Below are 24,074 nucleotides of genomic sequence, written 5' to 3'. Positions count from 1 at the left end.
GACGAACGGTGACCACCATGGCAACGACGCCCACCCGTGCAGACAAGTTCTCCTTCGGTCTCTGGACCATCGGCTACAACGGCTCGGACCCCTTCGGCGGGCCGACCCGCCCCGCCCTCGACGTGGTCGAGGCGGTCGAGAAGCTCGACGAGCTCGGGGCCTACGGCCTGACCTTCCACGACGACGACCTGTTCGCGTTCGGTTCGACCGACGCCGAGCGCCAGACCCAGATCGACCGCCTCAAGGGCGCGCTCGAGTCGACCGGGATCGTCGTGCCGATGGTCACGACGAACCTGTTCTCCGCCCCCGTGTTCAAGGACGGCGGCTTCACCTCGAACGACCGGCAGGTCCGCCGCTTCGCGCTCCGCAAGGTCCTGCGCAACATCGACCTCGCCGCCGAGCTCGGCGCGTCGACGTTCGTGATGTGGGGCGGCCGCGAGGGCGCCGAGTACGACAGCGCGAAGGACGTGCAGGCCGCGCTCGAGCGCTACCGCGAGGCCGTCAACCTGCTCGCGCAGTACGTCACCGACAAGGGCTACGGCATCCGCTTCGCCATCGAGCCGAAGCCGAACGAGCCCCGCGGCGACATCCTGCTGCCGACCCTCGGCCACGCGATCGCCTTCACCGAGACGCTCGAGCGTCCGGAGATGTTCGGCATCAACCCCGAGGTCGGCCACGAGCAGATGGCGGGCCTGAACTTCACGGCGGGCATCGCCCAGGCGCTCTACCAGGGCAAGCTCTTCCACATCGACCTGAACGGCCAGCGCGGCATCAAGTACGACCAGGACCTGGTGTTCGGTCACGGCGACCTGCAGAACGCGTTCTCGCTCGTCGACCTGCTCGAGCACGGCGCCCCGCAGGGCGGCCCGGCGTACGACGGCCCGCGCCACTTCGACTACAAGCCGAGCCGCACCGAGGACATCACCGGCGTCTGGGACTCCGCGTCGGCCAACATGCGCATGTACCTGCTCCTCAAGGAGCGTGCGCAGGCGTTCCGCGCGGACCCCGAGGTGCAGGCGGCACTCGAGGCCTCGAAGGTCGGCGAGCTGTCGACGCCGACGCTGGACGACGGCGAGTCGTACGACACGTTCCTCGCCGACCGCTCCGCCTACGAGGACTTCGACGCCGACGCCTACTTCGGCGGCAAGGGCTTCGGCTTCGTCCGCCTGCAGCAGCTCGCCATCGAGCACCTCATGGGCGCTCGTTGAGCCAGCAGCTCGTCGCCGGGGTCGACTCGTCGACCCAGTCCTGCAAGGTCACCATCCGTGACGCCGCGACCGGTGCGGTCGTCCGCGAGGGACGCGCGTCCCACCCGGACGGCACCTCGGTCGACCCCCGCCACTGGTGGGACGCCCTCGGTGCCGCCGTCGCCGACGCCGGCGGCCTCGACGACGTCGATGCCGTCGCCATCGCCGGGCAGCAGCACGGCTTGGTGGCGCTCGACGCCGACGGCCGCGTGGTCCGCGACGCCCTGCTCTGGAACGACGTGCGCAGTGCGGATGCGGCCGCGCAGATGGTCGAGGAGCTCGGCCGGGAGGCGTGGGTCGCCCGGACGGGGCTGGTGCCGGTCGCGTCGTTCACCGGCACCAAGCTGCGGTGGCTCCGCGACGCGGAGCCCGAGAACGCAGCCAGCGTGGCGGCCGTCGCGCTGCCGCACGACTGGCTGTCGTGGCGGCTCCGCGGCCACGGCCCGGCGGACGAGAGTCCGCTCGGCCCCGACCTCGACGCCCTGGCGACGGACGCGTCCGACGCCAGCGGCACGGCGCACTGGGACCCGGTGCGCCGCGAGTACGACCCGGAGCTGTTCGAGCTCGCGCTCGGGCGGCCGATGCGCGTCGCCAGCGACGGTGTGTCGGGCGCGTCGTCCGCCCAGTCGTCCGTCCGGAACCAGGTTCCGGACGGAGAACCGCGGAAGAGCGCGGTGCAGAGTCCGGAACCTGGTTCCGCGGGCTCGTCGGACGCCGTGGTCGTGCCCCGCGTGGTCGCTCCCGACGAGGCGATGGGCACCCTGTCCACCGACGTGGAGCTGCCCGGCGGCGCGGTCGCGCGGTCGGGCCTCGTCGTCGGCGCCGGACTCGGCGACAACGCGGGGGCAGCGCTCGGCCTGGGTCTCGGCCCGGGCGACGTCGCGGTGTCCCTCGGCACGAGCGGCACGGTCTTCGGGGTCAGCGACGCCGAGGTGCGCGACCCGAGCGGGACCGTGGCGGGCTTCGCCGACGGGACCGGGTCGCGCCTCCCGATCGTCACGACGCTCAACGCGGCCCGCGTGCTCGAGGTGATCGGCGGCCTGCTCGGCGTCGACCACGGCGAGCTCGGCGAGCTGGCGCTGCAGGCGCCGGCCGGGGCCGACGGCCTCGTCCTGGTGCCGTACTTCGTCGGCGAGCGCACGCCCAACCGGCCGGACGCGACCGCATCGCTGCTCGGCATGACGCCGGCGACCACCGACCGGGCGCACCTGGCCCGGGCGGCCGTCGAGGGGATGCTCTGCGCCCTCGCCGACGGACTGGCCGCGGTGCAGGACACCGGGGTGACCGTCGAGCGGCTGCTGCTCATCGGCGGCGCTGCTCGGAACCCGGCGGTCCGGACCGTCGCCGCGCAGGTGTTCGGCCGTGACGTCCTGGTGCCGGAGCCCGGCGAGTACGTCGCCGCAGGGGCTGCGAAGCAGGCCGCGTGGGCGCTCACCGGTGCCCTGCCGACGTGGGACACCGCGACGACCACCGTGCCGTCCGACCCGCACCCCGATGTGCTCGAGCAGTACCGCGCCGTGGCGCGCTGACCGACGCAGCGGACCGACACCCGCCCCCGGCACCCTCGACGAGGGCGCCGGGGGCATCACCGTCCCAGGAGGACCCCGTGCCACTGACCGACCTGCCCCTCGACGCGCTCCGCGCCCACCGCTCGGACGTCCGTCGCCCCGCCGACTTCGACGCCTTCTGGGCGGACACGATCGCCGCCGCCCGGACCGCTGGTGACGGGGTCGAGACGACCCTCGTGCCGGCCGAGACCCCGGTGACCGGGCTCGTCGTCGAGGACCTGACGTTCCCCGGGTTCGCCGGCGACCCGGTCCGCGCCTGGGTCACGCGCCCGCTCAGCCCCGCGGACGCTCGACTGCCCGTCGTCGTCGAGTTCCTCGGGTACGGCGGCGGTCGCGGTCGACCCGGCGAGCGCGTCGGCTGGGCGCTGGCCGGGTTCGTGCACGTCGTCATGGACACCCGCGGCCAGGGCAGCGGGTGGGCCGGCGGCGACACCCCGGACCCGCACGGGTCGGGCCCGCACGCCAGCGGGTGGATGACGAACGGGATCGGATCGCCCGCCGACCACTACTACCGCCGCGTCTACACCGACGCCGTGCGGCTCGTCGAGGCGGTACGGACGCTGCCCGGCGTGGACCCGGAGCGCGTCGCCCTGACCGGTGGGAGCCAGGGCGGCGGCATCACGATCGCGGCGGCGGCACTGGTCGAGGCGCACGTCGGCCCGCTCACCGCGGTCATGCCGGACGTCGCGTTCCTGGCCGACTGGCGGAACGGCACCGACGTCGCGGTCGGTGGTCCGTACCTGGAGCTCGCGCAGTACCTCGCCGTGCACCGCGACGCCGCCGACACCGTGTGGGAGACCGCCGCGTACCTGGACGGCGTGAACCACGCCCCGGGGATCACCGCTCCCGCGCTGTTCTCGGTGGCGCTGATGGACGACGTCGTCCCGCCGCGCACGACGTTCGCCGCGTACAACGCCCTCGGCTCCGACGACCGCGAGATCGCGGTGTACCCGTACAACGGCCACGAGGGCGGCGGCTTCCGGCACTGGGAGCGGCAGGTGGCCTTCCTCCGCGAGCGCGGCTGACCGGCGCTCAGGCGGGGCGGCCGAGCACCCTGCGGAACAGCTTGCCGAACGCGGTCCGCCGCGGCCGCCACCCGTGGGCGGCGAGCGTCTCGTTCACCGGACGGGTGATGTACCCGGTGCTGAAGCGCCAGCTCGTCGCGCCGGGGACGACGGACGTCACGCTCGTCGACTTCATGATCCGCGTGTACTCGGCGGTCTCGGGGAGCAGCCGGACGACGTACCGGTACGTCGTCCGCTGCGAGTCCGCCTGCAGGACGTAGGTCGCGACGTAGCGGCCGTCAGCGTCGACCGACACGTCGAACGGGTGCTCCGTCGACCGGTGCAGCGCCAGCAGGGCGTCGTGCACGGCGGCAGGGGGCGAGGGGGTTCCGGGACCGGGCGTCGTCATGCCGGCACGCTACCGGTCCGCACAGCGTCGTGGCAGGCTCGTGGCGTGCCGAACGAACCGCTCTCGGGGATCCGCGGTGTCGTGTTCGACGTCGGCGAGACCCTCGTCGACGAGACCGCGACCTGGACCCGTCACGCACTGGTCGCGGGGGTCACCCCCTTCACGCTGATGGCCGCCCTCGGCGCGCTCATCGCGCGGAACGAAGACCACCGAGGTGTCTGGTCGCTGCTCGGGGTCGACGACCCGACCGTCGGTCGCAGCGCCGGCACGATCATGCCGACCGAGCTCTACCCCGACGCGCTGCCCTGCCTCCAGGCGCTCCGCGACGCGGGCTGGATCGTCGGGATCGCCGGCAACCAGCCGACCGGTGTCGAGGAGCGGCTCCGGGACGTCGGTCTCGCGGCCGACTTCACTGCGTCGTCGGCGGCCTGGGGCGTCGCGAAGCCCGATCGCCGGTTCTTCGAGCGGGTCGTCGACGCGTCGGGCCTCGACGCTCGAGCGCTGTTGTACGTCGGCGACCGGCTCGACAACGACGTCCTGCCCGCGCGGTCCGTCGGCATGCGCACCGCGTTCCTGCGCCGCGGACCGTGGGGCCACCTGCACGCGGACCGTGCGGAGACGGCCCTCGCGGACCTGCGTGTCGATTCGCTGACCGACCTCGTCCCGTTGCTCGTCCGCGCCTGACGTGCGGCGCACCGGCAGCTGACTACTCGGCCCCGTCCTGCGCGGTCGTGTGCGACGCGACGGCGCTCTCGAGCAGCGCGTTCGCGAGACCGGCGAGCGTGGCCTGCAGCGTTCCCGGGTCCTCGCCGGCGACCGCCCGCAGCGCGTCGGTGTAGCGGCGCCGGAGGTCCGCCACGACCTCGGTGCCGGCGTCCGTCAGCCGGAGCAGCGAGCCGCGACGGTCCGCCGGGTTCGGCAGCCGCTCGATCAGCCCGGCCGTGGTGAGCCGGTCGACCATGTTCGTGACCGCGCCCGACGTCAGGCGCAGGTAACCGGCGACCTCGGTGGGCGTCGAGTACCCGGTGTCGCTGATGAGCGTGAGGGCCTGCAGTGCCCGCTCGTGGACGCCGGTGCGGGCGCTGAGCTCGGCCGCGAGGGTCGCCTGCGCGCGGACGACCGCGTCGAAGGCAGCGACCAGTTCGTCGTCCCCGGCACCCGTCATCGCTGCGTCCCTCCGGTCGCGTTCGTCCGCACGAGAGTACCGGCAACGGGCCGTGTCCCCCCTGGTCCCCCTCATTGGGGACAACCGCGGGGTACCAAGTACGTCAGTGCTTCGTTATCTTAATGACTAAGCAATCACCACCGCGAAATGGTGAACCATCAACCCACGAACATCGAGGTACCCCGTGTCGAACCCGCACCGCATCTCCCCGCTGAAGCGCCTCCGCTTCGCTCCCGTGGCGCTCGTCGCCGGCGTCTTCGCAGCACTCCTGCTCTCCCTCTCGCTCACCGGCACCCTGTCCGGGTTCGCGGCGAGCATCACGAACACCAGCAACACGGCCGGCAGCGGCACGCTGATCATGCAGGAGCAGAACGCCGGCGCGACCGTCACCTGCCTCAGCACCGACAGCGGTTCCGTCTCGACGAACTCGGCGTCCTGCTCGACCATCAACAAGTTCGGCGGCAGCACCACGATGACGCCGGGCAACACGGTCAACACCGCGATCACGATCAAGAACACCGGCACCGCCGCTGCGAGCACCTTCACGCTCACCCCGGGCGCCACCTGCACCCAGACGAACAACGGCCCCTCGAACGGCTCCGCGACCGACCTCTGCGCGAAGATGAACCTCGTCATCACGTCGGGCTCGACCACGGTCTTCTCCGGCACGCTCGCCAGCTTCAAGGGCGCCGCCGCATCGGCCTTCACGATGCCCGCCGCCCCCGCCGCCGGTGCGAGCACCCCGTTCAACTTCGCCGTGACGCTCGACCCGAGCGCCGGCAACGCCTACCAGGGCCTGGCGGCCTCGGTCCCGATGACCTGGACCTTCACCGCCTAGTCCGCGAGCACCACCACCCCACCCCCACACCGGGTGGTGCCCGGCCGGACCCGACGGCCGAGCACCACCCACCCCCCCCCACGTCACCCCGACACGTCACCCCCCAGCAGCAGGAGCAGCAGATGAGCCAGGCAACGGTCGTGCCGCTGAGCGGAACGCTCACCCGCCCGCTCCTCGGCGAACCGTCGGCCACGCGCTTCGAGTCCGGGATCGCCTGGCTGGTCGCCCTCGTCGCCGCACTCCTGCTCGCCGGCGCCGCGCTCTTCCTGACGAGCGGCGGTCGCTGGTTCGTCGTCGAGACCCCCTCGATGGGCGAGGCCGCCCCGGTCGGCACCCTCGTCCTCGACCTGCCGGTGGACGCCTCCACCCTGCGGGTCGGCGACGTCGTGTCGTTCCAGGTCCCCGCGAACCCGGACGTGACCTACACGCACCGCGTCGTCTCGATCGACCCGGACGGCGGCCTGCACACCCGCGGTGACGTCAACGGCGCGACCGACCCGTGGACGCTCACGCAGGACAACGTCGTCGGTGCGCCGATGCTCCTCGTCCCGCACCTCGGCTGGCTGTTCCGCGCCGCACCGATCCTGGTGATCGGCACCCTGCTCATCTGGCTGCTGACGAGCCCCTTCACCGACCGCGTCACGCGCGGCTCGCTCCGGATCGCGGGCAGCGCGCTGACCGTCGCCTACGCGGCCTTCGTCCTCAAGCCCTTCGTGAACGTCACGACCATCACGAACACCGCCACCCCGCACTCGGTCACGGCCACGGTGGTCTCCTCCGGCATCTTCCCCGTCCGCGTCGACGCGCACGGCGGCACGAGCGTGCACCTGGTGGACGGCCAGGTCGGACGCGTGCACATCGACCAGCTCACCGCGAACGGGCACTACCAGCTGCACTCGACGATCGACCTCGGTCCGGCCGGGTGGGCGCTGCTCATCGCCGCCTGCCTGGTCCCGCTCGTGCTCTGCCTGTCGATCGGGCGCGTCCAGACGGTGCAGTCCGCATGAGGCCCCTGCGTCTGCGCGACGGCCGGCTCGTCGCCCTCGTCCTCGTCCTCGCACTCGTCGCCCTCGTGTTCGCGGTCGGCTCCGCCCCGACGCGGTCCGCGTTCTCCGCCAAGGTCACGAACTCCGGCAACACCGCGGCGACCGCGACCTACTTCACCTGCACCGGCGCGGTCGGCGCCGACACCACCAACGCCGTCTTCGCCTACCGGCTGACCGAGGCGTCGAACGCCACGACCGCGGTGGACTGGTCCGGCAAGGGCGCGAACGGCAGCTACCAGGGCGCCATGACCGCGACCACCCCGTCCCCCAACGCCTGCCCGCGCGACCCCGGCAGCTCCTACCAGCTGAACGGTTCGACGAGCTTCGTCTCGACGCCGGCCTCGGTCCGGAACCCGACGACGTTCAGCGAAGAGGTCTGGTTCCGCACGACGGTCGCCGGGGGCCTGCTCATCGGCTTCGGCAGCAACCAGGTCGCCACCTCCGGCCAGCACGACCGGCAGGTGTACCTCAACACGAGCGGGCAGCTGGTGTTCGGGACGTACAGCGGGACGACGCAGGTCGTCACCTCGCCGAAGGCGTACAACGACGGCGCCTGGCACCACGTCGTCGCGACGATGTCCGCGAGCACCGGCATGCGGTTGTACGCCGACGGCACCCTCGTCGCCTCGAACGCGGCCTTCACCGCCCCGGAGAACTACACGGGCTACTGGCGCATCGGTTACGACACGATCAGCGGCTGGCCGGGAGCACCCGCCAACTACTCGTTCACCGGCTCGATGCGGTACGCAGCCGTGTACAGCACGGTGTTGACCCAGGCCCAGGTGACCGCACACGCCGCCGCCGGCTCCTGAGCCGCCACCGACGGTCTGCGAGGATCGGCGGATGACCCTGCAGAACGACACCGTCGTCCTCGAACGGATCACGCCCGCGCTCGCACGGCGGATCCTCGTCCGTGACGAACGGCCGGACGACGCGTGGCACGCGGAGTACCCGCTGGCCGACGAACTCGACCCGCTCCGGACCCTGGCCGGTTCGTCCTCGCCCGACCCGGACTTCACGATGTACGTCGTGCGCCGCGCGGTCGACGGGGTCGCCGTCGGCGGACTCGGCTTCTCCGGCCCGCCCGACAGCGAGGGGCGCGTGGAGTTCGGCTACGGACTGGTGGCCGCGGCACGGGGTGCGGGGATCGCGACCGCCGCGGTGGGACTCGCGCTCGCGCACGCCGCCCGTCGTGGCGCCCGCACCGCCGTCGCGGACACCGAGGCCGCCAACACCGCGTCGCGCCGGGTGCTCGAGAAGAACGGGTTCACCGAGACGGGCCGACGCGGCACCCTCGTGGTGCTCGAGCGGCAGCTGTCGGCGGACTGACGCACGAGCACGAGCACGAGCAGAAACCACTTGCCGCCGTGGCAAGTACATGCCAGCATGGAGGCAACAGAGGGGAACCACCATGCAGCACCACACCGACGTCACTCCGGCCGAAGCCCGCCGCCTGCTCGACCGCGCCGGTCGGATCAGCCGACAGGCGCACGAACGGACGCGGTGGCCGTACGTCACCTTCATCCTCGCGCTCGGCACGGTGACCTCGTTCGGCACCCTCGCGATGGGCCTGACCACCGGCTCCGCGTTCGGGCTGACGTACGTCGCCACGCTGTCCGCCTTCTTCGCCCTGATCGTCTTCTTCGCGGTGTCGATCCGCGGCCGGTCCGCCTTCGCGCGCAGTCGTCGTTGGACGGTCTACATCGCAGCCTGGTTCGTCACGTACGCCGCGGCGATCGTCGTCGTCGCCTGGGTGCACGGATCGGTCCTGTGGTCCGGGGTCACGTCCGGAGCGGTCCTCGCCGTGACCACGGCCTGCGCGGCGTACGAGGCACGGCGGTGACCGTGACCGAGCAGTCGCACCCCCGCCACCGGCTCGACGACCGCCTGCAGAACCCGGTCCGGTTCTCGATCGTCGCGGCGCTCGACCGCGCCGGCACGCTCGGGTTCCGCGAGGTCCGCGACGCCGTCGAGGTGACCGACTCCGCCCTGAGCAAACAGGTCGCCCTGCTCGAGGCAGCCGGGTGGGTGTCGGTCCGGAAGTCCTTCGTCGGCAAGCTCCCGCGCACCGCGCTGACCCTGACGCGGTCCGGGCGCACCGCCTGGCAGGCACACCTGGCGGCGCTCCGCGAGATCGCGGGCCAGGCCTGACCGGACTCCTGCCATGATGGCGTCGATGCGCACCTCACCCCGGACCTCCGTCTCCCGTCGTCGCCGATCCGCGGCGGTCGCCGCCGTCGTCGTCACCGCGGGGCTCGTCCTCACCGCGTGCACGGTCCCGACCGCGCCCTCGACCGACGCGGCGGCCGTCGGCTCGGACCGCTTCGACGTCACCGGCTTCCAGCCGGAGAACGCCGACCCCGCCCTCATCGACGCCGACGCGGCGGCGATGACCGTCGTCGGCGTCGACGGGCTCCTGCTGAACCGGGCGGGCACACGGGTCTCCGCGCCGAGCCGCGCCGCGAAGGCGCAGCGCAACCGGGCGCACGCCCGAGGGCTCGACGCGCAGCTCCTGGTGAGCAACTTCGCCGACGGCGACTTCAGCGAACCGATCGCCCGCAGGCTGCTGCGGTCGCCGACGAACCGTGCCCGGGTGGTCCGCTCGCTCGCCACCCACCTCGAGCGGGGCGGCTGGGACTCGGTAATGATCGACCTCGAGGCGCTCACGGCGGCGGACCGACCCGGACTCACCGCCTTCGCCCGCGAGCTCCGGGCACGGGTCGGTGACGACGTCCGCCTCGACATCGCGCTCTCCGCGTCGACGACGGTCGCGGGCTACGCCCGGCTCGGCTACGACGTCCGGGCCCTGCGAGCGCCGCTCGACCACCTGACCCTGATGGCGTACGACCAGCACGGACCGTGGGAGCCGGACGCGCCGGGGCCGGTCGGCTCGTTGCCGTGGGCCACGAAGGCCGTCCGTGCACTCGCCCGCCTGGCGCCGGCCGACCAGATCGTGCTCGGCGTCGCCGGGTACGGCTACACGTGGAAGGGCCCGCGGCCCTCGGCGCAGGTGTCCGACGCCCAGGCACGACGTCGCGTGCGCGCGGCGGACGCGACCCCGCGGTGGGACGACGCCGCCGGCGAGTGGACCGCGACGCTGCGGAACGGCGAGGTGCTCTGGTGGTCCGACGCCCGGTCGCTCGAGGTGCGGGTCGCGCTCGCGCAGCGGCTCGGCCTGACCGGCGTGGCCGTCTGGTCGCTCGACCTGTCGGACCGGATCGCGCCGGTCAGCTGACGGCCCCGCGCCCGGCCGGCCGCGGCACCGCGAGGGCGGCGTCGACGAGCGCCGTGACCAGGTCCCCGTACCCGAGACCGACCGCGGCGTACATGCGGGGCACCTGCGACCGCTCGGTGAAGCCCGGAGTGGTGTTCACCTCGTTCAGCACGACGCCCGTCCCGGTGACGAAGAAGTCGAACCGTGCCACCCCGGCGCACCCCAGGACCTCGTAGAGCCGCACCGCCGAGCCGACGACCGCGGCGTGTTCGGCCGTCGTGACCCGCGCGGGCACGACGAACCGCGCGCTGCCGTCGTACTTCTGGTCGCGGTCGAACACCGCGCGCTCCGCCAGGTCGACCTCGAGCGTCGACCCGACCCGCAGCGCCCCGCTCCGGTCACGGAAGACCGCCACGTCGACCTCGCGGCCGGACACGAACGACTCGACCAGGACCACGCTGCCCGCCGACCGCGCGAGCCGGACCGCGTCGTCGAGCTCGGAACGCTCGCGCACGATGCCGACCCCGTTGCTGGACCCGCCCGTCGTCGGCTTCACCACGAGCGGCGGCTCGAGCGCGACCTGCTCCCCGTCGGCGACGACGACCCCGGGGGCGGTGGCGATCCCGACGGCCCCGGCGACGAGCTTCGTCACCCACTTGTCCATCCCCACCGCGCCGGCGCGGACCGGCGACCCGACGATCGGCACGCCGACCAGGTCGAGCAGACCCGCCACCGTGCCGTCCTCGCCGTGCTCGCCGTGCAGCAGCGGGAAGGCGACGTCGCAGGTGACCAGGACGGCCACCGCGTCGACGGCCGACAGGGGGTCGCCGGCCGTCGTGCGCCATCGCCCGTCCGTGTCGACGGTGAGCGCGACGACGTCCTCGCCCTGTGCACGGAGGGCGTCGGCGACCGCCGCTGCCGAGGCCAGCGAGACGTCGTGCTCGTCGTTCACGCCGCCGCCGATGACGGCGATCCGTCGAGGGGTCCGGTCAGTCATGGTCGTGCTCCTGGGTGCTCGTGGTGTCGGTGGTCGTCCGGTGGACCCGGGCGACGCGGCTGCCGATGCGGGTGACGATCTCGTGCGGGATGGTGTCCGACCACGCGGCCCACTCGGCGACGGTGGGTTCGCCCCCGTCGCCGGGGCCGAAAACGGTCACGACCTCGCCGGGCGCCAGGGCGTCGTCGCCGGTGTCGACGACGACGCTGTCCATCGAGACGCGCCCGACGACGGGCCGCCGGCACCCGCGCACGAGCACCTCGGCCCGGTGCGACGCCGCGCGCGGCACCCCGTCGCCGTAGCCGATCGGCAGCAGCGCCAGGTTGGTCGACCGGGTGGTGACGTGTTCGCGGCCGTACCCGACGCCGGTGCCGGCCGCCGCCGTCCGCGTGCCGACGACCCGGGTCCGCAGGGTGAGCGCCGGGCGGAGCCGGTCGGTCGTGCCGGACGGGTCGATGCCGAAGAGACCCGCGCCGACACGGTGCGGTCCGAAGGCGCCGCCGACACCCGTGATCGTGGCCGCGGTGGCCGCGAGGTGCGTCACCCGCGGTGCGAGCCCGGCACGTCGCGCAGTGCGCACGGCGTTCGCGAAGACCAGCCGCTCCCGGGCGTTCCAGGGATCGGTCGGACGGTCGGCGCTCGACATGTGGCCCATCACGCCGACCACCGCGACGGTGCCGGCGTGCTCGAGCAGGCGGGCGGTCCGGCAGAGCGCGGGCCAGGCGGGGACCGGGCACCCGTCACGCGCCATCCCCACGTCGACGTGCAGGTGCAGGCGGGCGACGCGTCCGGCCCGGTGCGCGGCGGCCGAGACCGCACCGAGCATCCCGGTGTCGGACACGGCGAGCCCGACGTCGGCGCGCAGGGCCCCCTCGAGGTCCGCGTCCGGCCCGTTGAGCCAGCTGAGCACCGGTGCCGTGACGCCGGCCGCCCGCACGGTGAGCGCCTCGTCGATGCTCGTCACGCCGATCGACGAGGCCCCGGCCGCGAGCACGGTCCGTGCGACCGCGCCGTGACCGAAGCCGTCCGCCTTCACCACGCCCATCAGGCGCCCTCCGGTCAGCGCGGCGAAGAACGCGGTGTTCGCGCGGATGGCGTCGTCGTGGACGACGAGCTCGGAGACCGGTCGGTTCACCGCTGCATCCGGGGGTCCGAGGTCGGGTCGACGTACATCTGCGGGCAGCCCTCGGACGGGGCTGCCGAGCGGAGTTCGAAGTGCCAGGCCTCGTTCGTGTAGATCTGACACAGTCCGTACGCGGCACCGTGTTCCTGCAGCCAGGCCGCCGCGTCCCAGTCGCCGATGTCGACGGCCTCGCCCCGCACGTGCAGCGACGTCTGCGGGGTCGAGACCCACCGGGCCGCCTCCTCGCGCGAGCCGTACTCCGTGACCGCGTCGTCGAGCAGCCGCTCCTGCAGGGCCGGCGACCGCCACCCGCTGTTGAGGAGGAAGTGCACGTCCTCGCCCTCGGCGTCCCGCGCCGCCTGGCGCACGGCCCGGAGCAGGTCCGGGTCCAGGCGCGTGACCGCCGGCAGGCCGTCGTCGAAGACGGACGCGCCGGAGGGGACCTCGCCGCCGGCCCGACCCGTCGACGACACCGGACCCCGTTCCATCGACGAGACCACGGCGCCCAGCGACCTCGAGGCCGTCGGGTCGGTCGCGACGGTGCGCACGGCGACGAGCGCGATCGCGGCGAGGACCACCACGATCGCGGTGACGAGGACGGCGACCACGCGGCGGTGGCGGGTCCCGGAGCGGACGGACGGAGGGGTCGTGTTCGGCATGCGGACCACTCCACCGTGCCGGCCGTTGCCGGAGCGTATGCGTTTCCGCATACGCTCACGACACACCCGTCCGCCTAGCATCGTCGTGTGCGCGTGCTGATCGTCGAGGACGAACCCCTGCTGGCCGAGGCCGTCCGTGACGGTCTGCGGCTCGAGGCGATCGCCGCCGACGTGGCCGGCGACGGGGACACCGCCCTCGAGCTGCTCGCCCGCAACCCGTACGACGTCGCCGTCCTCGACCGGGACGTGCCGGGTCCGTCGGGCGACGAGGTCGCCGCGGCCGTGCTCGCCTCGGGCAGCGGCACGCCGGTGCTCATGCTGACCGCGGCCGACCGGATCGAGGACAAGGCGTCCGGCTTCCGGGCCGGTGCCGACGACTACCTGACGAAGCCGTTCGAGATGCGGGAGCTCGTCCTGCGCCTGCGTGCGCTCGCCCGCCGGCGGGTGTCGCACCGACCACCCGTGCTCGAGGCGGCGGGGGTCCGGGTCGACCCGTTCCGCCGCGAGGTCTCGCGGGACGGGCGGCACGTCGCGCTCACCCGCAAGCAGTTCGCGGTCCTCGCGGTCCTGGTGGAGGCGCAGGGCGGGGTGGTGAGCGCGGAACAACTGCTCGAGCGGGCGTGGGACGAGAACGCCGACCCGTTCACGAACGCGGTCCGGATCACCGTCTCGTCGCTGCGCAAGCGGCTCGGCGAACCGTGGGTGATCGCCACGGTCCCCGGCGTCGGCTACCGCATCGACCCCGACGCGGGCGCGACGTCGTGACCCGTCGACGGCCCGGACCGAGCGTCCGGCTCCGCCTCACCCTGACGTTCGCGGCCGTCGTCGTGGTCACCGGCACGCTCCTGCTCGCCGTGGTCTGGCTGTTCCTGCTCCGCTACGTCCCGAGCGGGTCGATCGACACGGCCAGGGACTTCGTGCCGAACCGGCGGGACCTGGTCCGCGCGTTCGCCCCGGCGGCAGCGGTGGTGCTCGTCGCGCTGCTCGCGCTCGGCACCGTCGGCGGCTGGTTCCTCGCGCGCCGTGTCCTCGCTCCGCTCGACCGCATCGCCGAGGCGACCCGGCTCGTCGCGTCCGGCTCCCTGTCGCACCGCGTCGCGATGGCCGGCCGCGACGACGAGTTCCGCGAGCTCGCCGACGCGTTCGACGGCATGCTCGCCCGCCTCGAGTCCGACGTCGGCGCGCAGCAGCGGTTCGCCGCGAACGCGTCGCACGAACTCCGCACACCGCTCGCGATCACGCAGTCGCTGCTCGAGGTCGCCGAACGGGATCCCGGGCGCGACCCGGCCACGCTCGTCGCACGGCTGCGGTCGGTCAACACGCGTGCCGTCGACCTCACCGAGGCGCTGCTCCTGCTCAGTCGGTCGGAGCAGCACGCGGTCGCGCACGAACGGCTCGACCTGTCGCTGCTCGCCGAGGAGGCCGTGGAGACGTTGCTCCCGCTCGCCGAGGCCGACGCCGTCGACCTGCGGGTCGACACCGGGCCCGCACCGACGGCCGGGTCCCCGGCGCTGCTCCTGCAACTCGTCACGAACCTCGTGCACAACGGGATCGTGCACAACGGTCCCGACGCGCAGGGCGCGCGCTGGATCGGCGTGCGGACCGGCACCGAGGACGGTCACGCGGTCCTCGAGGTCCGGAACTCCGGGGCGACCGTGCCGCAGGACGTCGTGCCGACGCTCACCGAACCGTTCCAGCGGGGCGCAGCCCGCACGCGCAACGGGACCGGGACCGGGCTGGGCCTGGCGATCGTCGCGGCGGTCGTCCGTGCCCACGACGGCGAGCTCGAGCTCGCGGCTCCGGCGGACGGCGGGCTCGCCGTCACGGTGCGGCTCGGTCGCTGACGTCCGGGAGGCCCGGCCCCCTCCGTCCCGCAGCTCCCGGTCCGTCCCGCATCACCACCACCACCACCGCCCCGGGCCGGCACCGCCCGCACCGGACGGCGACGGCGACGGCGCTCCGCACCGGGTGCGGAGCGCCGTCGCCGGTCACGGCCGGGCGGGATCAGTCCTGGGCGACGACCGACCAGGTCACGATGCGGGCGTCCCGCACCGTCACCTCGTGCAGCGGCCCGGTCACCGCGACCGTCGCGCGCTCCGTGGCGGAGCCGGGGACGGGCCGTCGGGCCGGCCCGCCGCCGGACGCGACGATCCCGCCCGTCGGCACCGGGCCTCCTGGCCGGGACGCCGCGGCGTGCGACGCCACCCACACCTGCACGTCCCCGGGCTCGACCACCCGGCGCATCCGCAGGTCGGTGTGGGCGAAGCGCCCGGCGGGGACGCGGAAGCGCACCCGGGCGGACTCCCCCGCGGCGAGCGCGACCCGCGCGTAGCCGAGCAGCTGCACCTCGGGCCGCGTGACGGTCGCGTGCAGGTCGTGCCCGTAGAGCTGCACGACCTCCTCGCCGTCGCGGCCACCGGTGTTGCGGACCGTGACCGTCGCCGCGAGGACACCGTCCGAGCGGACCTCCGGGTCGACGACCAGGTCCTCGGCGACGAACGACGTGTAGCCGAGCCCGAACCCGAACGGCCGCACCGGCGTCGAGTCCGCCGCGGTGACGTCGGACGGACCGCCGAGGCGCGGGTGCAGGTAGGTGTACGGCTGCGCGCCCGCGGACCGCGGCAGCGACACCGGCAGCCGGCCGGACGGCGACGTGGCCCCGGTGAGCAGGTCCGCGATGGCCGGTCCCCCCTCTTCTCCGGGGAAGAACGCCTGCACGACGGCCGCCGGCCGTCGCGGGTGCGTGCCGTCGCCGCGGCCGTCCGGCTCGTCGTCGAGCGCCCAGCCGACGGCGTAGGGCCGCCCGGTCAGGAGCACCACGACCGTCGGCGTCCCGGTCGCGACGACGGCCTCGACGAGCTCGCGCTGCACGCCGGGCAGGTCGAGCGACTCGGTGTCGTTGCCCTCGCCGACCGTGCCGCGGCCGAACAGTCCGGCCTGGTCCCCCACCACGACCACCGCGACGTCCGAGGCGGACGCGGCGGCGACCGCCTCGTCGAAGCCCGAGCGGTCGGTGCCGGTGACGGCGCAGCCGGCGGCGAAGCGCACCGTGCCCGGGGCGCTGACGCCTTCCAGGGCCTCGCGCACGGTCGGGATCGCGAAGCCGAGCGGCAGGTCCGGGTGTGCGGCGAGCACGTGGTTGGCGAACGAGTAGCAGCCCTGCAGCGCCTCGGCGCGGTCGGCGTTCGGGCCGATGACCGCGAGCGAGGTGCCCGGCGCGAGCGGCAGGACGGGCGTGTCCCCCGTGACCGGTTCGTTGGCGAGCAGCACGAGCGACCGTGCGGCCAGCCGTCGTGCGAGGTCCCGGTGCAGCGGGGTGTCGAGGTCGACCCCGGTGGGCGGCTCGTCCCGGAACGCGTCGTCGTCGAGCAGCCCGAGCCGCTCCTTCTGCCGCAGGACCCGGAGCACCGCGCGGTCGACGAGCGCCTCGTCGACCTGCCCCGACCGCACGCGCTCGACCAGCGGGCCGAGGTAGGCGTCCCCGGTGGGCAGTTCGACGTCGATGCCGGCCTCGAGCGCGAGCGCCGCGGCCGCACCACGGTCGGCGGCGATGCCGTGCATGACCTCGAGGAACGCCACCGAGAAGTAGTCGGCGACGACCGTCCCGGTGAAGCCGAGGCGGTCGCGGAGCAGGTCGGTGAGCAGCGTCCCGTTCGCCGCGACGGGCACGCCGTCGATCTCGGCGTACGAGTTCATGACGCTGCGCGCACCGCCGTCGTGGAGCGCCATCTCGAACGGTGGCAGGAAGACGTCGGCGACCTCGCGCGGTCCGGCGTGCACCGGTGCGTGGTTGCGGCCCGCCTGCGACGCCGAGTACCCGAGGAAGTGCTTGAGCGTCGCGTCGACGCCCGCGCTCTGCAGACCACGCACGTACGCGGTGCCCACTGTGCCGACCAGGTACGGGTCCTCGCCGATGCACTCGTCGACCCGCCCCCACCGCGGGTCGCGGACGACGTCGAGCACCGGGGCCAGCCCCTGGTGCACACCGAGCTCGCGCATCGAGGCGCCGATCGCGGCACCCACCTGCTCGACCAGGTCCGGGTCGAAGGCGGCACCCCACGCGAGCGGGGTCGGGAACGTCGCGGCCTTCCACGCGGCGAGCCCGGTCAGGCACTCCTCGTGCACGAGCGCCGGGATCCCGAGCCGGGTCTCCCGACGCAACCGGCGCTGCTCCGCCCAGAGCCACGCCGCCCGCTCGTCCGGTTCGACCGGACGGGTGCCGTAGACGCGGGTGAACTGGCCGATCCCGTGCCGGGTGATGTCGGCCAGGGTGCGGCCGTCCGCCGCGGCCGTCATCTCGCCCTGCATCGGTGCGACGACGCCGTCCTGGTCGAGCCAGTAGCCGACGAGCTGCGCGGTCTTCTCCTCGAGCGTCATCTCGGCGAGCAGGGCGGTCGCGCGGTCGGCGCGGGTCGCGGTGGCCGTCGCGGCGTCGGCGTCCGTCACGGTGTCGTCGTCCGTCACGGTGTCGGCGTCCGTCACGGTGTCGGCGTCCGTCGCTGCCGCGGGGGTGGCCGGGAGGCGCGGCGTGCGTCCCGCGGTGCGGGTCGCGTCGGTCGCGGTCACCCCTTCACCGCCCCGGTCAGGCCGCCGACGATGCGACGCTGGAAGATCGTGAAGAACACGAGGGCCGGGATCATCGACATCGACGTGAACGCCAGGACCTTCGCCGTGTCGACCGAGTACTGCGACGAGAACGCCTGCACGCCGAGCGGCAGGGTGTAGCTGCCCTCGTTGTTGAGGATGAAGAGCGGCAGGATGTAGCTGTTCCAGCTCGCGATGAAGGCGAGGATGCCGACCGTGACGACGCCCGGCAGCGACAGCGGCACGACCATCCGGAAGAAGAACCCGAGCCGGCTGGCGCCGTCGATCGAGGCGGCCTCCTCGAGCTCGTCCGGGATCGCCCGCAGGAACGGCACGAGGATGATCACGGTGGTCGGCAGGGCGAACGCGATCTGCGGCAGGATCACCCCGACCAGGCTGTTCGTCAGGTGCAGGTCCTTGACGAGCAGGTACAGCGGGGTGATGGCGACCGTGATGGGGAACATGAGCCCGGCGGCGAACAATGCGTACAGGCCGCCGCGGCCGACGAACTGGTAACGGGCGAGCACGAAGCTCACCATCAGCCCGAGCACGACGACGCCGACCGTGGTGGACACGGCGCTGATCGTCGAGTTGCCGAGCTGCTGCCAGAAGATGCCGCTCGACAGCACCGAGCCGTAGTTGCCGAACTCGAACGGCGCCGGCAGGCCCGCGGGGCTCGTGGTGATCTGCGAGTTCGTGCGGAACCCGCCGAGCACGATGTACGCCACCGGCGCGAGGTTCGCGGCGACGAACAGGACCGCCACCAGGTAGGTGAGCGGGTTTGCGCGGCCGATCGCCGCGCTGGACCGGCGCTCCCGCGTGGCCCGGCGCCCGGGGGCGACGATGGTCGTGGTGGCCATCAGTTCTTCCTCTCCGTGAGTGCGCCGGCGGTGTCCCGGCGGAGCACGAAACGCTGGTAGACGAGGGCGACGGCGAGCGAGATCAGGAACATCACGACGGCGACCGCGCTGCCGAACCCGAAGTTGCCCGAGGTGCGGCCGTTGGCGACCATGTACGTCGCCATCGTCGAGGTGCCCGCGGTCGACGAGATGTACTGGCCCCAGATGATGTAGACGAGGTCGAACAGCTGCAGCGAGCCGATGATCGACAGGAACGCCCAGATCCGGATGGTCGGGCCGAGCAGCGGCAGGGTGATCCGCCGCTGGATCTGCCAGTAGCCGGCGCCGTCGATGGCGGCCGCCTCGAACAGCTCCTCCGGGATGCTCTGCAGCCCGGCGAGGAACAGGATCACCGCGAAGCCGATGTACTTCCACGAGATGATCACGAGCAGGGTCCAGATCGCGATGTCCGGGTTGGACAGCCAGTCGGCCCGGAGACCGCCGAGACCGATGCTCTGGAACATGTCGTTCACGGCGCCGTTCGACTGGAGCATGAGGCTCCAGCCGGTGCCCACGATGACCTCGGAGATCACGTAGGGCACGAACACGAGCACGCGGATGAGCCCGCGGCCGTGCATCTTCTGGTTGAGCAGCAGGGCGAGCACGATGGCGATCGGCCCCTGCAGCACGAGCGACAGCACGACGATGAAGCCGTTGTGCATGAGGACCGCGTGGAACGCCTTGTCCTGGAAGATGATGAGGTAGTTCTGCAGGCCGACGAAGTCGGTGGGCGGCCCGTAGCCCTGCCACTTGAAGAACCCGTAGTAGGCGGCGAGGCCCACGGGCAGGATCACGAACGTCACGAAGACGATGACCGCGGGTCCGGCGAGGACCGCGATCTCGACCCGCTTCCGCCAGTCCGCGATGCGGCGCGTGGACCGCCGACCGGCGGGGAGCGGCGTACCGCTCCCCGCCGGGGACGTCCCCGCGGCGCCGTCCGACCCGGTGGTCGGGGTCGTGCTGAGCGAGGTGTCGAGGGTCATGGTCAGCCCTTGGCCGCAGCCTGGTTCGTGGCCGAGACGATGTCCTTCGCGTCGCCCTTGCCGGCGAGCACGTCCACGACGCTGGTGTTCAGCGCGTTGCCGACGTTCTGGCCGTACAGGGTGTCGAGGTACTGCGAGACGAACGGGGCCTCCTGGTAGGCGGCGAGCGCCGACTTCAGGTAGTCGGAGTCGACGACCGACTGCGCCTCCTTGTTCACGGGGATGGCGTTGAAGGCCTTGTAGTAGCCCTCCTGGTTGTCCTTCTGCACGATGAAGTTGAGGAAGTCGGTGCAGGCCTTCTTCGGGGCTTGTGCCGAGCAGGAGTTGCCGTCGACGCCGCCCATCATCGACTTCGGGTCACCCTTGCCGCCGTCGATCGTGGGGAACGGGAACCAGCCGAGGTCGGACAGCGGCTTGCCGTCCGGGGTCAGCGAGGCGATCACGCCCGGGTCCCAGGCACCCATGAGCTCCATGGCCGCCTTGTGGTTGGCGAGCAGACCCGCCGAGCTGCCGGCGCCCTGCTGCGCCGCCGTGGTGAGGAAGCCGTTGTTGAAGGGCTTCGTCGCGTTGAAGTCCTCGAGCTGGTCGCCGGCCTTGGTCCAGCAGGCGTCGTCGAACTTCAGCGACTTGGCGGTGTCCTCGAGCGTCTTCTGGCTGCACTCGCGCAGGGCGAAGTTGTAGTACCAGTGCGCGGCGGGCCAGGCGTCCTTCGCGCCGACGGCGACCGGGTCGACCCCGGCGGACTTGAGCTTCGCGATGTCGTCGTTCAGCTCGTCCATCGTGGTGGGCGTGCCGTCGATGCCGGCCTTCTCGAACAGGTCCTTCGAGTACCAGATGCCCTCGGGGAGCACCGCGCCGGGCATGGCGTAGGTCTTGCCGTCCTTCTCGTAGCCGGCGAAGGTGCCGGCGCTGATCGACTGCTTCGCGTCGGCGCTGATGGAGTCGGAGATGTCCATGAGCTGCCCGGCGGCGATCATCGCGTCCATCTTGCCGCCGCCGCGCTGCAGGAAGACGTCGGGTGCGTCACCGGAGTTGAGCGCGGTCTGCAGCTTGCCGTCCAGGTCCTCGTTCTGGATCGCCTGGATCTTGATGGTGACGTTCGGGTACTTGTCCTCGAACGCCTTGACGGTCGAGGCCCAGTAGGCCTTGCCCGGACCGGTCGTCGAGTTGTGCCAGAAGGTCATCGTGACCTTCCCGCCGTCTGCGGAGGCATCGCTGCCCGCCGAGCAGCCGCTGGCCACCAGTGCTGTCGCCCCGATCAGCGCGATGGCTGCCGCGGCACGGATCTTCCTCGTCATCGTGGATCTCCTGAGTGTCGTCGTTGACATGCAGCGACATCGACTGCCGCTGCGGAGAGCGTGCCAGGCGCTCCGTGGCAATGTCAATCGATATCGATAACGTTTTCTTCACCGTCCGCAACCCGCAGCCGCGGTACGGTGTGCCAATGGATCCAGCCGTCGGCGCGCATCCCGGTGCCGGCCGGGTGACGATCGGCGACGTGGCACGGGCCGCTGGGGTGTCGATCCCCACCGTGTCGAAGGTGATCAACCGGCGCGACGGCGTCGCCCCCGCGACGATGGTCCGCGTGCAGCAGGTCGTCGACGACCTCGGGTACGAGACGTCGCTCGTGGCCAGGAGCCTGCGGAGCTCGCGGACCGGGGTGATCGGCATCCTGGTGCCCGAGTTCGAGCCGTTCTCGACCGAGCTGCTCCGCGGCATCTCGAGCGCGGCCACCGGCACCGGCTACGAGCTGCTCGCCTACGCCGGGCTCATGACCGGCGCCGACCGACCCGGCTGGGAACGCCGCTCGCTGTCGCGGCTGTCCGGCACGCTCATCGACGGCGCCATCGTGGTCACCCCCACGACGGCGTTGTCCAGCTCGACCATCCCCGTCGTGGCCATCGACCCGCACACCGGGCCGGAGGGGCACGCCACGGTCGACGCCGACAACGAGGGCGGGGCCGTGCTCGCGGTGGAGCACCTGCTCGCGCTCGGGCACACGCGCATCGCGCACGTGCAGGGCCGTGCCGACCTCGCCTCGGCCCAGCTCCGCGAGGCCGGGTACCGCTCGGCCCTGGCGGCCGCCGGCATCGCGGTCGACGAGCGGCTGCTCCATGACGGCGGGTACCAGGAGGACCAGTCCGCGGTCGTCGCCCGACAGCTGCTGACCCTCGAGGACCGACCGACCGCCGTGTTCGCCGCGAACGACTCCTCGGCCGTCGGTGTGCTGCGCGCCGCCGCCGACCTCGGGCTCCGCGTGCCCGAGGACCTGTCCGTCGTCGGCTTCGACGACGTGCCGCAGGCGTCGGTCACGACCCCACCGCTCACCACGGTGTCGCAGCCCCTCGCCGAGCTCGGCACCCGTGCGGTCGAGATGCTCCTGACCATGCTCCGCGGCGAGGACGCGTCGGACCACGTGCGGCTGCCGACCACCCTGCGCACGCGTCGGAGCAGCGGAACGGCCCCCACCGCCGCCTGACCGCGCACCGACCGCCGCCTGACCGCGCACCGACCGGCGCCTGCCCGCGCACCGACCGGCGCCTGGACGTGCCCCGACCGCCGCCGCCCGACCGCGCACCGTCCAGCGCCGCAGTGCCCGCCAGCACGGCAGCGTCGGCCAGCACGGCGTCGTCGCGGCCAGCGCGGCAGTGCCGTCGAGCGCCGCAGCGCCGGTCAGCGCCGGTCAGCGCCGGTCAGCGCCGCAGCGTCTGCTTCGGGTACTCGCCGAACCGTGCCGCGTAGGACGCCGAGAAGCGCCCGAGGTGCGCGAACCCCCACTTTCGAGCGACGTCGCCGATGACGCCCGCCTGCGGGTCGAGCTCGAGCAGCTCCGCACGGACCCGGTCCAGCCGGACGTCGCGCAGGTACGCGAGCGGCGTGACGTCGAACACCCGGCGGAACGACTCCTGCACGGACCGCACGCTCAGCCCGGCCACCGCCGACAGCTCGGCGATGGTGACCGTCTCGGCCGCGTGCGCGTGGATGTACTCGACGGCAGCACGCAACCGCGCGTTCCGCGGCAGCGACAGCTCTTCGGGCAGGTCGTCGCCACGCGGCGGGAAGGTCTCGAGGAACGCCGCCACGGTCTGCAGCTTCGCCTCGTGCCAGTCGTCGGTGCCGTGCCCGCCGAGCCGGAGCGAGCGGGACAGGGCGGACAGGGCCTGGTGCCAGCGGTCGGCGGTGCCGGGCTCCGGCTCGCGGGCGTGGTCGAAGCGCAGCGGCCGGTCGTCCCGGCCGAGCGTCCCGACGGCGACCCGGCGCACGAACTCCCGGTCCAGGTGCACGAGTCGCTGGTCGTGGTCGGCGGCCGAGAACACGAACTCGCCGTCGCACGGCAGGAGCACCGGGACGTCCCGGCGCAGTGCGATCCGCGACCCGCTCGTGTCGACGTGTGCGCTGCCCTCGGTGATCCAGGTGACGATGTAGTCGCCGCCGACCGGCACCGGGCCCCAGAGCGCTCCGCGCAGCTGCGACCGCCGGATCGTCACGTCGGAGTCACCGACCGCGGTGTACCGGTACGCGGGGTCGCCGTCGGTCGCCCGGACGGACCACCGGTCGGCGCCGTGCACCCGCGCGAGGTCCCGCCCGGCCGACTCGGCGCCGGAACCGGCGACCTCGAAGCGCACACCCTCGACCGGTCGCGTCACGGACGCCGTGCGCCCGCCGGACAGGCTCACGCCGGAACTCCCCGCGACATGACACGTCGTGCGTTCCGCGGATACGCTGACCCGGTGAGCGCAGCGCATCGTGGCACCGGCCCGATCCGCACCGAGATCCGCACCGAGGGGACGTGTCCGTGAGCGATCTCGACCTCGTCGGCGCGCTGACCCGTCTCGAGACGGCAGTTTCGGATCTCCGAGCGCGACTGCGCGACCAGCTGGGGGTGTCCGGCGGCGACGTCGGCGTGCTGCAGTACGTCTCGCGGGCCCAGGACGCCGGCCGGACCGTGCGCGTGACCGACCTGGCGAAGTACCTGGGGCTCACCGGTCCCGCCGTGACGGGCATGGTCGACCGCCTCGAGCAGAGCGGGCACCTCTGCCGCGTCCCGAACCCCGACGACGGCCGCAGCCGGCACATCGAACTGACCACGACGGCCAGGCGTGACTTCGCGCGCGCGATGGACGGCACGAACGAGCACCTGCACGAGCTGATGGCCTCCTTCTCGGAACGGGACGTGGCCAGGTTCGTCAGGATCGTCGACCGCGTCGTCGCGGCCGTCGACGTCGGCGCACCGAACCACTGACGGCAGAGTACGGGCGAGCACGGCTCGGATCGGACGATTGTCCGCCAAGCGCAATTAGGTCACTTTCCTACCTATCTGGACCGACCGTTCTGCGG

At 72.9% G+C, this 24,074-nt stretch carries 25 protein-coding genes; 15 read left to right on the top strand and 10 right to left on the bottom strand.

From position 1 onward, the window contains the following. The first annotated feature begins 17 nt into the window (after positions 1-17). The 3 genes from xylA (at position 18) to DEI99_RS03895 (ending at position 3,840) form a co-directional block, all read left to right on the top strand. Entirely contained in the window at positions 18-1,208 is a 1,191-nt protein-coding gene (gene xylA / locus DEI99_RS03905; RefSeq protein WP_111043089.1) for a xylose isomerase, read from the top strand. Then, positions 1,205-2,776, top strand: coding sequence for an FGGY family carbohydrate kinase (locus DEI99_RS03900; protein WP_111043090.1), 1,572 nt, complete (start codon positions 1,205-1,207; stop codon positions 2,774-2,776). Before xylA ends, DEI99_RS03900 begins: the two co-directional genes overlap by 4 nt. A gap of 77 nt (positions 2,777-2,853) precedes the next feature. Continuing rightward, positions 2,854-3,840, top strand: a complete 987-nt coding sequence (locus DEI99_RS03895) for an acetylxylan esterase (protein ID WP_284180940.1) — start codon at positions 2,854-2,856, stop codon at positions 3,838-3,840. Positions 3,841-3,847: 7 nt separating this feature from the next. On the opposite strand, the gene DEI99_RS03890 is transcribed toward DEI99_RS03895, so the two are convergent. Continuing rightward, complete coding sequence (locus tag DEI99_RS03890; RefSeq protein WP_146247211.1) at positions 3,848-4,228, bottom strand: hypothetical protein; 381 nt, start codon at positions 4,226-4,228, stop codon at positions 3,848-3,850. A gap of 45 nt (positions 4,229-4,273) precedes the next feature. Between DEI99_RS03890 and DEI99_RS03885 the strand changes: the two genes are divergently transcribed. Next, the gene (locus DEI99_RS03885; protein ID WP_111043093.1) at positions 4,274-4,912 is read left to right on the top strand and encodes an HAD family hydrolase; all 639 of its coding nucleotides are present in this window, start codon (positions 4,274-4,276) and stop codon (positions 4,910-4,912) included. Positions 4,913-4,934: 22 nt separating this feature from the next. Here the strand turns inward: DEI99_RS03885 and DEI99_RS03880 are convergent, their stop codons facing one another. After that, positions 4,935-5,393 carry a MarR family winged helix-turn-helix transcriptional regulator gene (locus DEI99_RS03880; protein ID WP_181434547.1) on the bottom strand — a complete coding sequence of 153 codons (459 nt, stop codon included), beginning with the start codon at positions 5,391-5,393 and terminating at the stop codon, positions 4,935-4,937. Positions 5,394-5,577: 184 nt separating this feature from the next. Between DEI99_RS03880 and DEI99_RS03875 the strand changes: the two genes are divergently transcribed. From DEI99_RS03875 to DEI99_RS03845, 7 genes are all read left to right on the top strand, one after another. Beyond that, positions 5,578-6,231 carry a COG1361 family protein gene (locus tag DEI99_RS03875; RefSeq protein ID WP_111043095.1) on the top strand — a complete coding sequence of 218 codons (654 nt, stop codon included), beginning with the start codon at positions 5,578-5,580 and terminating at the stop codon, positions 6,229-6,231. Between the two features lie 122 nt (positions 6,232-6,353). After that, positions 6,354-7,238 (top strand): S26 family signal peptidase, encoded by an 885-nt coding sequence (locus tag DEI99_RS03870; protein WP_111042804.1) that lies wholly within the window; start codon positions 6,354-6,356, stop codon positions 7,236-7,238. Beyond that, positions 7,235-8,089 (top strand): LamG domain-containing protein, encoded by an 855-nt coding sequence (locus tag DEI99_RS03865; RefSeq protein ID WP_111042803.1) that lies wholly within the window; start codon positions 7,235-7,237, stop codon positions 8,087-8,089. The genes DEI99_RS03870 and DEI99_RS03865 overlap by 4 nt, the downstream gene beginning before the upstream one ends. Positions 8,090-8,120: 31 nt before the next feature. Beyond that, positions 8,121-8,606, top strand: coding sequence for a GNAT family N-acetyltransferase (locus DEI99_RS03860; RefSeq protein ID WP_111042802.1), 486 nt, complete (start codon positions 8,121-8,123; stop codon positions 8,604-8,606). A gap of 82 nt (positions 8,607-8,688) precedes the next feature. Then, positions 8,689-9,120 carry a chemotaxis protein CheY gene (locus DEI99_RS03855; protein WP_111042801.1) on the top strand — a complete coding sequence of 144 codons (432 nt, stop codon included), beginning with the start codon at positions 8,689-8,691 and terminating at the stop codon, positions 9,118-9,120. Next, positions 9,117-9,428 (top strand): winged helix-turn-helix domain-containing protein, encoded by a 312-nt coding sequence (locus DEI99_RS03850; protein WP_111042800.1) that lies wholly within the window; start codon positions 9,117-9,119, stop codon positions 9,426-9,428. The genes DEI99_RS03855 and DEI99_RS03850 overlap by 4 nt, the downstream gene beginning before the upstream one ends. A gap of 25 nt (positions 9,429-9,453) precedes the next feature. Further along, positions 9,454-10,512, top strand: coding sequence for a glycosyl hydrolase family 18 protein (locus DEI99_RS03845; RefSeq protein WP_181434519.1), 1,059 nt, complete (start codon positions 9,454-9,456; stop codon positions 10,510-10,512). Here DEI99_RS03845 and DEI99_RS03840 read toward each other — a convergent pair. From DEI99_RS03840 to DEI99_RS03830, 3 genes are read right to left on the bottom strand one after another with little or no spacing between them, the layout of a single operon-like run. After that, on the bottom strand, positions 10,505-11,488 hold the full coding sequence (locus DEI99_RS03840; protein WP_284180939.1) for a D-alanine--D-alanine ligase family protein: 984 nt from the start codon (positions 11,486-11,488) through the stop codon (positions 10,505-10,507). The genes DEI99_RS03845 and DEI99_RS03840 overlap by 8 nt on opposite strands. Next, on the bottom strand, positions 11,481-12,623 hold the full coding sequence (gene alr, locus DEI99_RS03835; RefSeq protein ID WP_111042797.1) for an alanine racemase: 1,143 nt from the start codon (positions 12,621-12,623) through the stop codon (positions 11,481-11,483). Before alr ends, DEI99_RS03840 begins: the two co-directional genes overlap by 8 nt. After that, a complete protein-coding gene (locus DEI99_RS03830) occupies positions 12,620-13,270 on the bottom strand; it encodes a M15 family metallopeptidase (protein WP_111042806.1) in 651 nt (216 codons plus the stop codon). Before DEI99_RS03830 ends, alr begins: the two co-directional genes overlap by 4 nt. Positions 13,271-13,357: 87 nt before the next feature. Between DEI99_RS03830 and DEI99_RS03825 the strand changes: the two genes are divergently transcribed. Together DEI99_RS03825 and DEI99_RS03820 are read left to right on the top strand one after the other, a co-directional pair. Then, complete coding sequence (locus tag DEI99_RS03825; RefSeq protein ID WP_111042796.1) at positions 13,358-14,035, top strand: response regulator transcription factor; 678 nt, start codon at positions 13,358-13,360, stop codon at positions 14,033-14,035. Beyond that, on the top strand, positions 14,032-15,114 hold the full coding sequence (locus tag DEI99_RS03820) for a sensor histidine kinase (protein ID WP_111042795.1): 1,083 nt from the start codon (positions 14,032-14,034) through the stop codon (positions 15,112-15,114). The genes DEI99_RS03825 and DEI99_RS03820 overlap by 4 nt, the downstream gene beginning before the upstream one ends. A 160-nt stretch (positions 15,115-15,274) precedes the next feature. Here DEI99_RS03820 and DEI99_RS03815 read toward each other — a convergent pair whose 3' ends face one another. The 4 genes from DEI99_RS03815 to DEI99_RS03800 form a co-directional block, all read right to left on the bottom strand. Further along, positions 15,275-17,716: a beta-xylosidase/alpha-l-arabinosidase gene (locus tag DEI99_RS03815; RefSeq protein WP_258369596.1), complete on the bottom strand. Its 2,442-nt coding sequence runs from the start codon at positions 17,714-17,716 to the stop codon at positions 15,275-15,277. A gap of 116 nt (positions 17,717-17,832) precedes the next feature. Then, positions 17,833-18,714, bottom strand: coding sequence for a carbohydrate ABC transporter permease (locus DEI99_RS03810; RefSeq protein WP_111042794.1), 882 nt, complete (start codon positions 18,712-18,714; stop codon positions 17,833-17,835). Then, complete coding sequence (locus tag DEI99_RS03805) at positions 18,714-19,736, bottom strand: carbohydrate ABC transporter permease (RefSeq protein WP_111042793.1); 1,023 nt, start codon at positions 19,734-19,736, stop codon at positions 18,714-18,716. Before DEI99_RS03805 ends, DEI99_RS03810 begins: the two co-directional genes overlap by 1 nt. Before the next feature lie 2 nt (positions 19,737-19,738). After that, positions 19,739-21,034, bottom strand: a complete 1,296-nt coding sequence (locus tag DEI99_RS03800) for an ABC transporter substrate-binding protein (RefSeq protein WP_071253362.1) — start codon at positions 21,032-21,034, stop codon at positions 19,739-19,741. A gap of 146 nt (positions 21,035-21,180) precedes the next feature. Between DEI99_RS03800 and DEI99_RS03795 the strand changes: the two genes are divergently transcribed. Next, positions 21,181-22,215, top strand: a complete 1,035-nt coding sequence (locus DEI99_RS03795) for a LacI family DNA-binding transcriptional regulator (protein ID WP_111042792.1) — start codon at positions 21,181-21,183, stop codon at positions 22,213-22,215. Between the two features lie 214 nt (positions 22,216-22,429). Here the strand turns inward: DEI99_RS03795 and DEI99_RS03790 are convergent, their stop codons facing one another. Next, a complete protein-coding gene (locus DEI99_RS03790) occupies positions 22,430-23,413 on the bottom strand; it encodes an AraC family transcriptional regulator (RefSeq protein WP_111042791.1) in 984 nt (327 codons plus the stop codon). 119 nt (positions 23,414-23,532) lie between these two features. Between DEI99_RS03790 and DEI99_RS03785 the strand changes: the two genes are divergently transcribed. Next, a complete protein-coding gene (locus DEI99_RS03785) occupies positions 23,533-23,979 on the top strand; it encodes a MarR family winged helix-turn-helix transcriptional regulator (protein ID WP_181434518.1) in 447 nt (148 codons plus the stop codon). Positions 23,980-24,074: the final 95 nt, after the last annotated feature.

This window comes from Curtobacterium sp. MCLR17_036, assembly GCF_003234445.2.
In the GTDB taxonomy this organism is placed as follows: Bacteria; Actinomycetota; Actinomycetes; order Actinomycetales; family Microbacteriaceae; genus Curtobacterium.
The sequence above is the reverse complement of the archived record's forward strand: the minus strand, read 5'-3'. Positions and strand labels throughout refer to the sequence as shown.

Bases quoted from the DNA above. Each gene is read 5' to 3' on its own strand.
- DEI99_RS03830 (WP_111042806.1), bottom strand. From the start codon at position 13,270: ATGCCGAACACGACCCCTCCGTCCGTCCGCTCCGGGACCCGCCACCGC.
- DEI99_RS03880 (WP_181434547.1), bottom strand. From the start codon at position 5,393: ATGACGGGTGCCGGGGACGACGAACTGGTCGCTGCCTTCGACGCGGTC.
- DEI99_RS03865 (WP_111042803.1), top strand. From the start codon at position 7,235: ATGAGGCCCCTGCGTCTGCGCGACGGCCGGCTCGTCGCCCTCGTCCTC.
- DEI99_RS03845 (WP_181434519.1), top strand. From the start codon at position 9,454: ATGCGCACCTCACCCCGGACCTCCGTCTCCCGTCGTCGCCGATCCGCG.
- DEI99_RS03860 (WP_111042802.1), top strand. From the start codon at position 8,121: ATGACCCTGCAGAACGACACCGTCGTCCTCGAACGGATCACGCCCGCG.
- DEI99_RS03870 (WP_111042804.1), top strand. From the start codon at position 6,354: ATGAGCCAGGCAACGGTCGTGCCGCTGAGCGGAACGCTCACCCGCCCG.
- DEI99_RS03805 (WP_111042793.1), bottom strand. From the start codon at position 19,736: ATGACCCTCGACACCTCGCTCAGCACGACCCCGACCACCGGGTCGGAC.
- DEI99_RS03890 (WP_146247211.1), bottom strand. From the start codon at position 4,228: ATGACGACGCCCGGTCCCGGAACCCCCTCGCCCCCTGCCGCCGTGCAC.
- DEI99_RS03810 (WP_111042794.1), bottom strand. From the start codon at position 18,714: ATGGCCACCACGACCATCGTCGCCCCCGGGCGCCGGGCCACGCGGGAG.
- xylA (WP_111043089.1), top strand. From the start codon at position 18: ATGGCAACGACGCCCACCCGTGCAGACAAGTTCTCCTTCGGTCTCTGG.
- DEI99_RS03800 (WP_071253362.1), bottom strand. From the start codon at position 21,034: ATGACGAGGAAGATCCGTGCCGCGGCAGCCATCGCGCTGATCGGGGCG.
- DEI99_RS03840 (WP_284180939.1), bottom strand. From the start codon at position 11,488: ATGACTGACCGGACCCCTCGACGGATCGCCGTCATCGGCGGCGGCGTG.
- DEI99_RS03795 (WP_111042792.1), top strand. From the start codon at position 21,181: ATGGATCCAGCCGTCGGCGCGCATCCCGGTGCCGGCCGGGTGACGATC.
- DEI99_RS03855 (WP_111042801.1), top strand. From the start codon at position 8,689: ATGCAGCACCACACCGACGTCACTCCGGCCGAAGCCCGCCGCCTGCTC.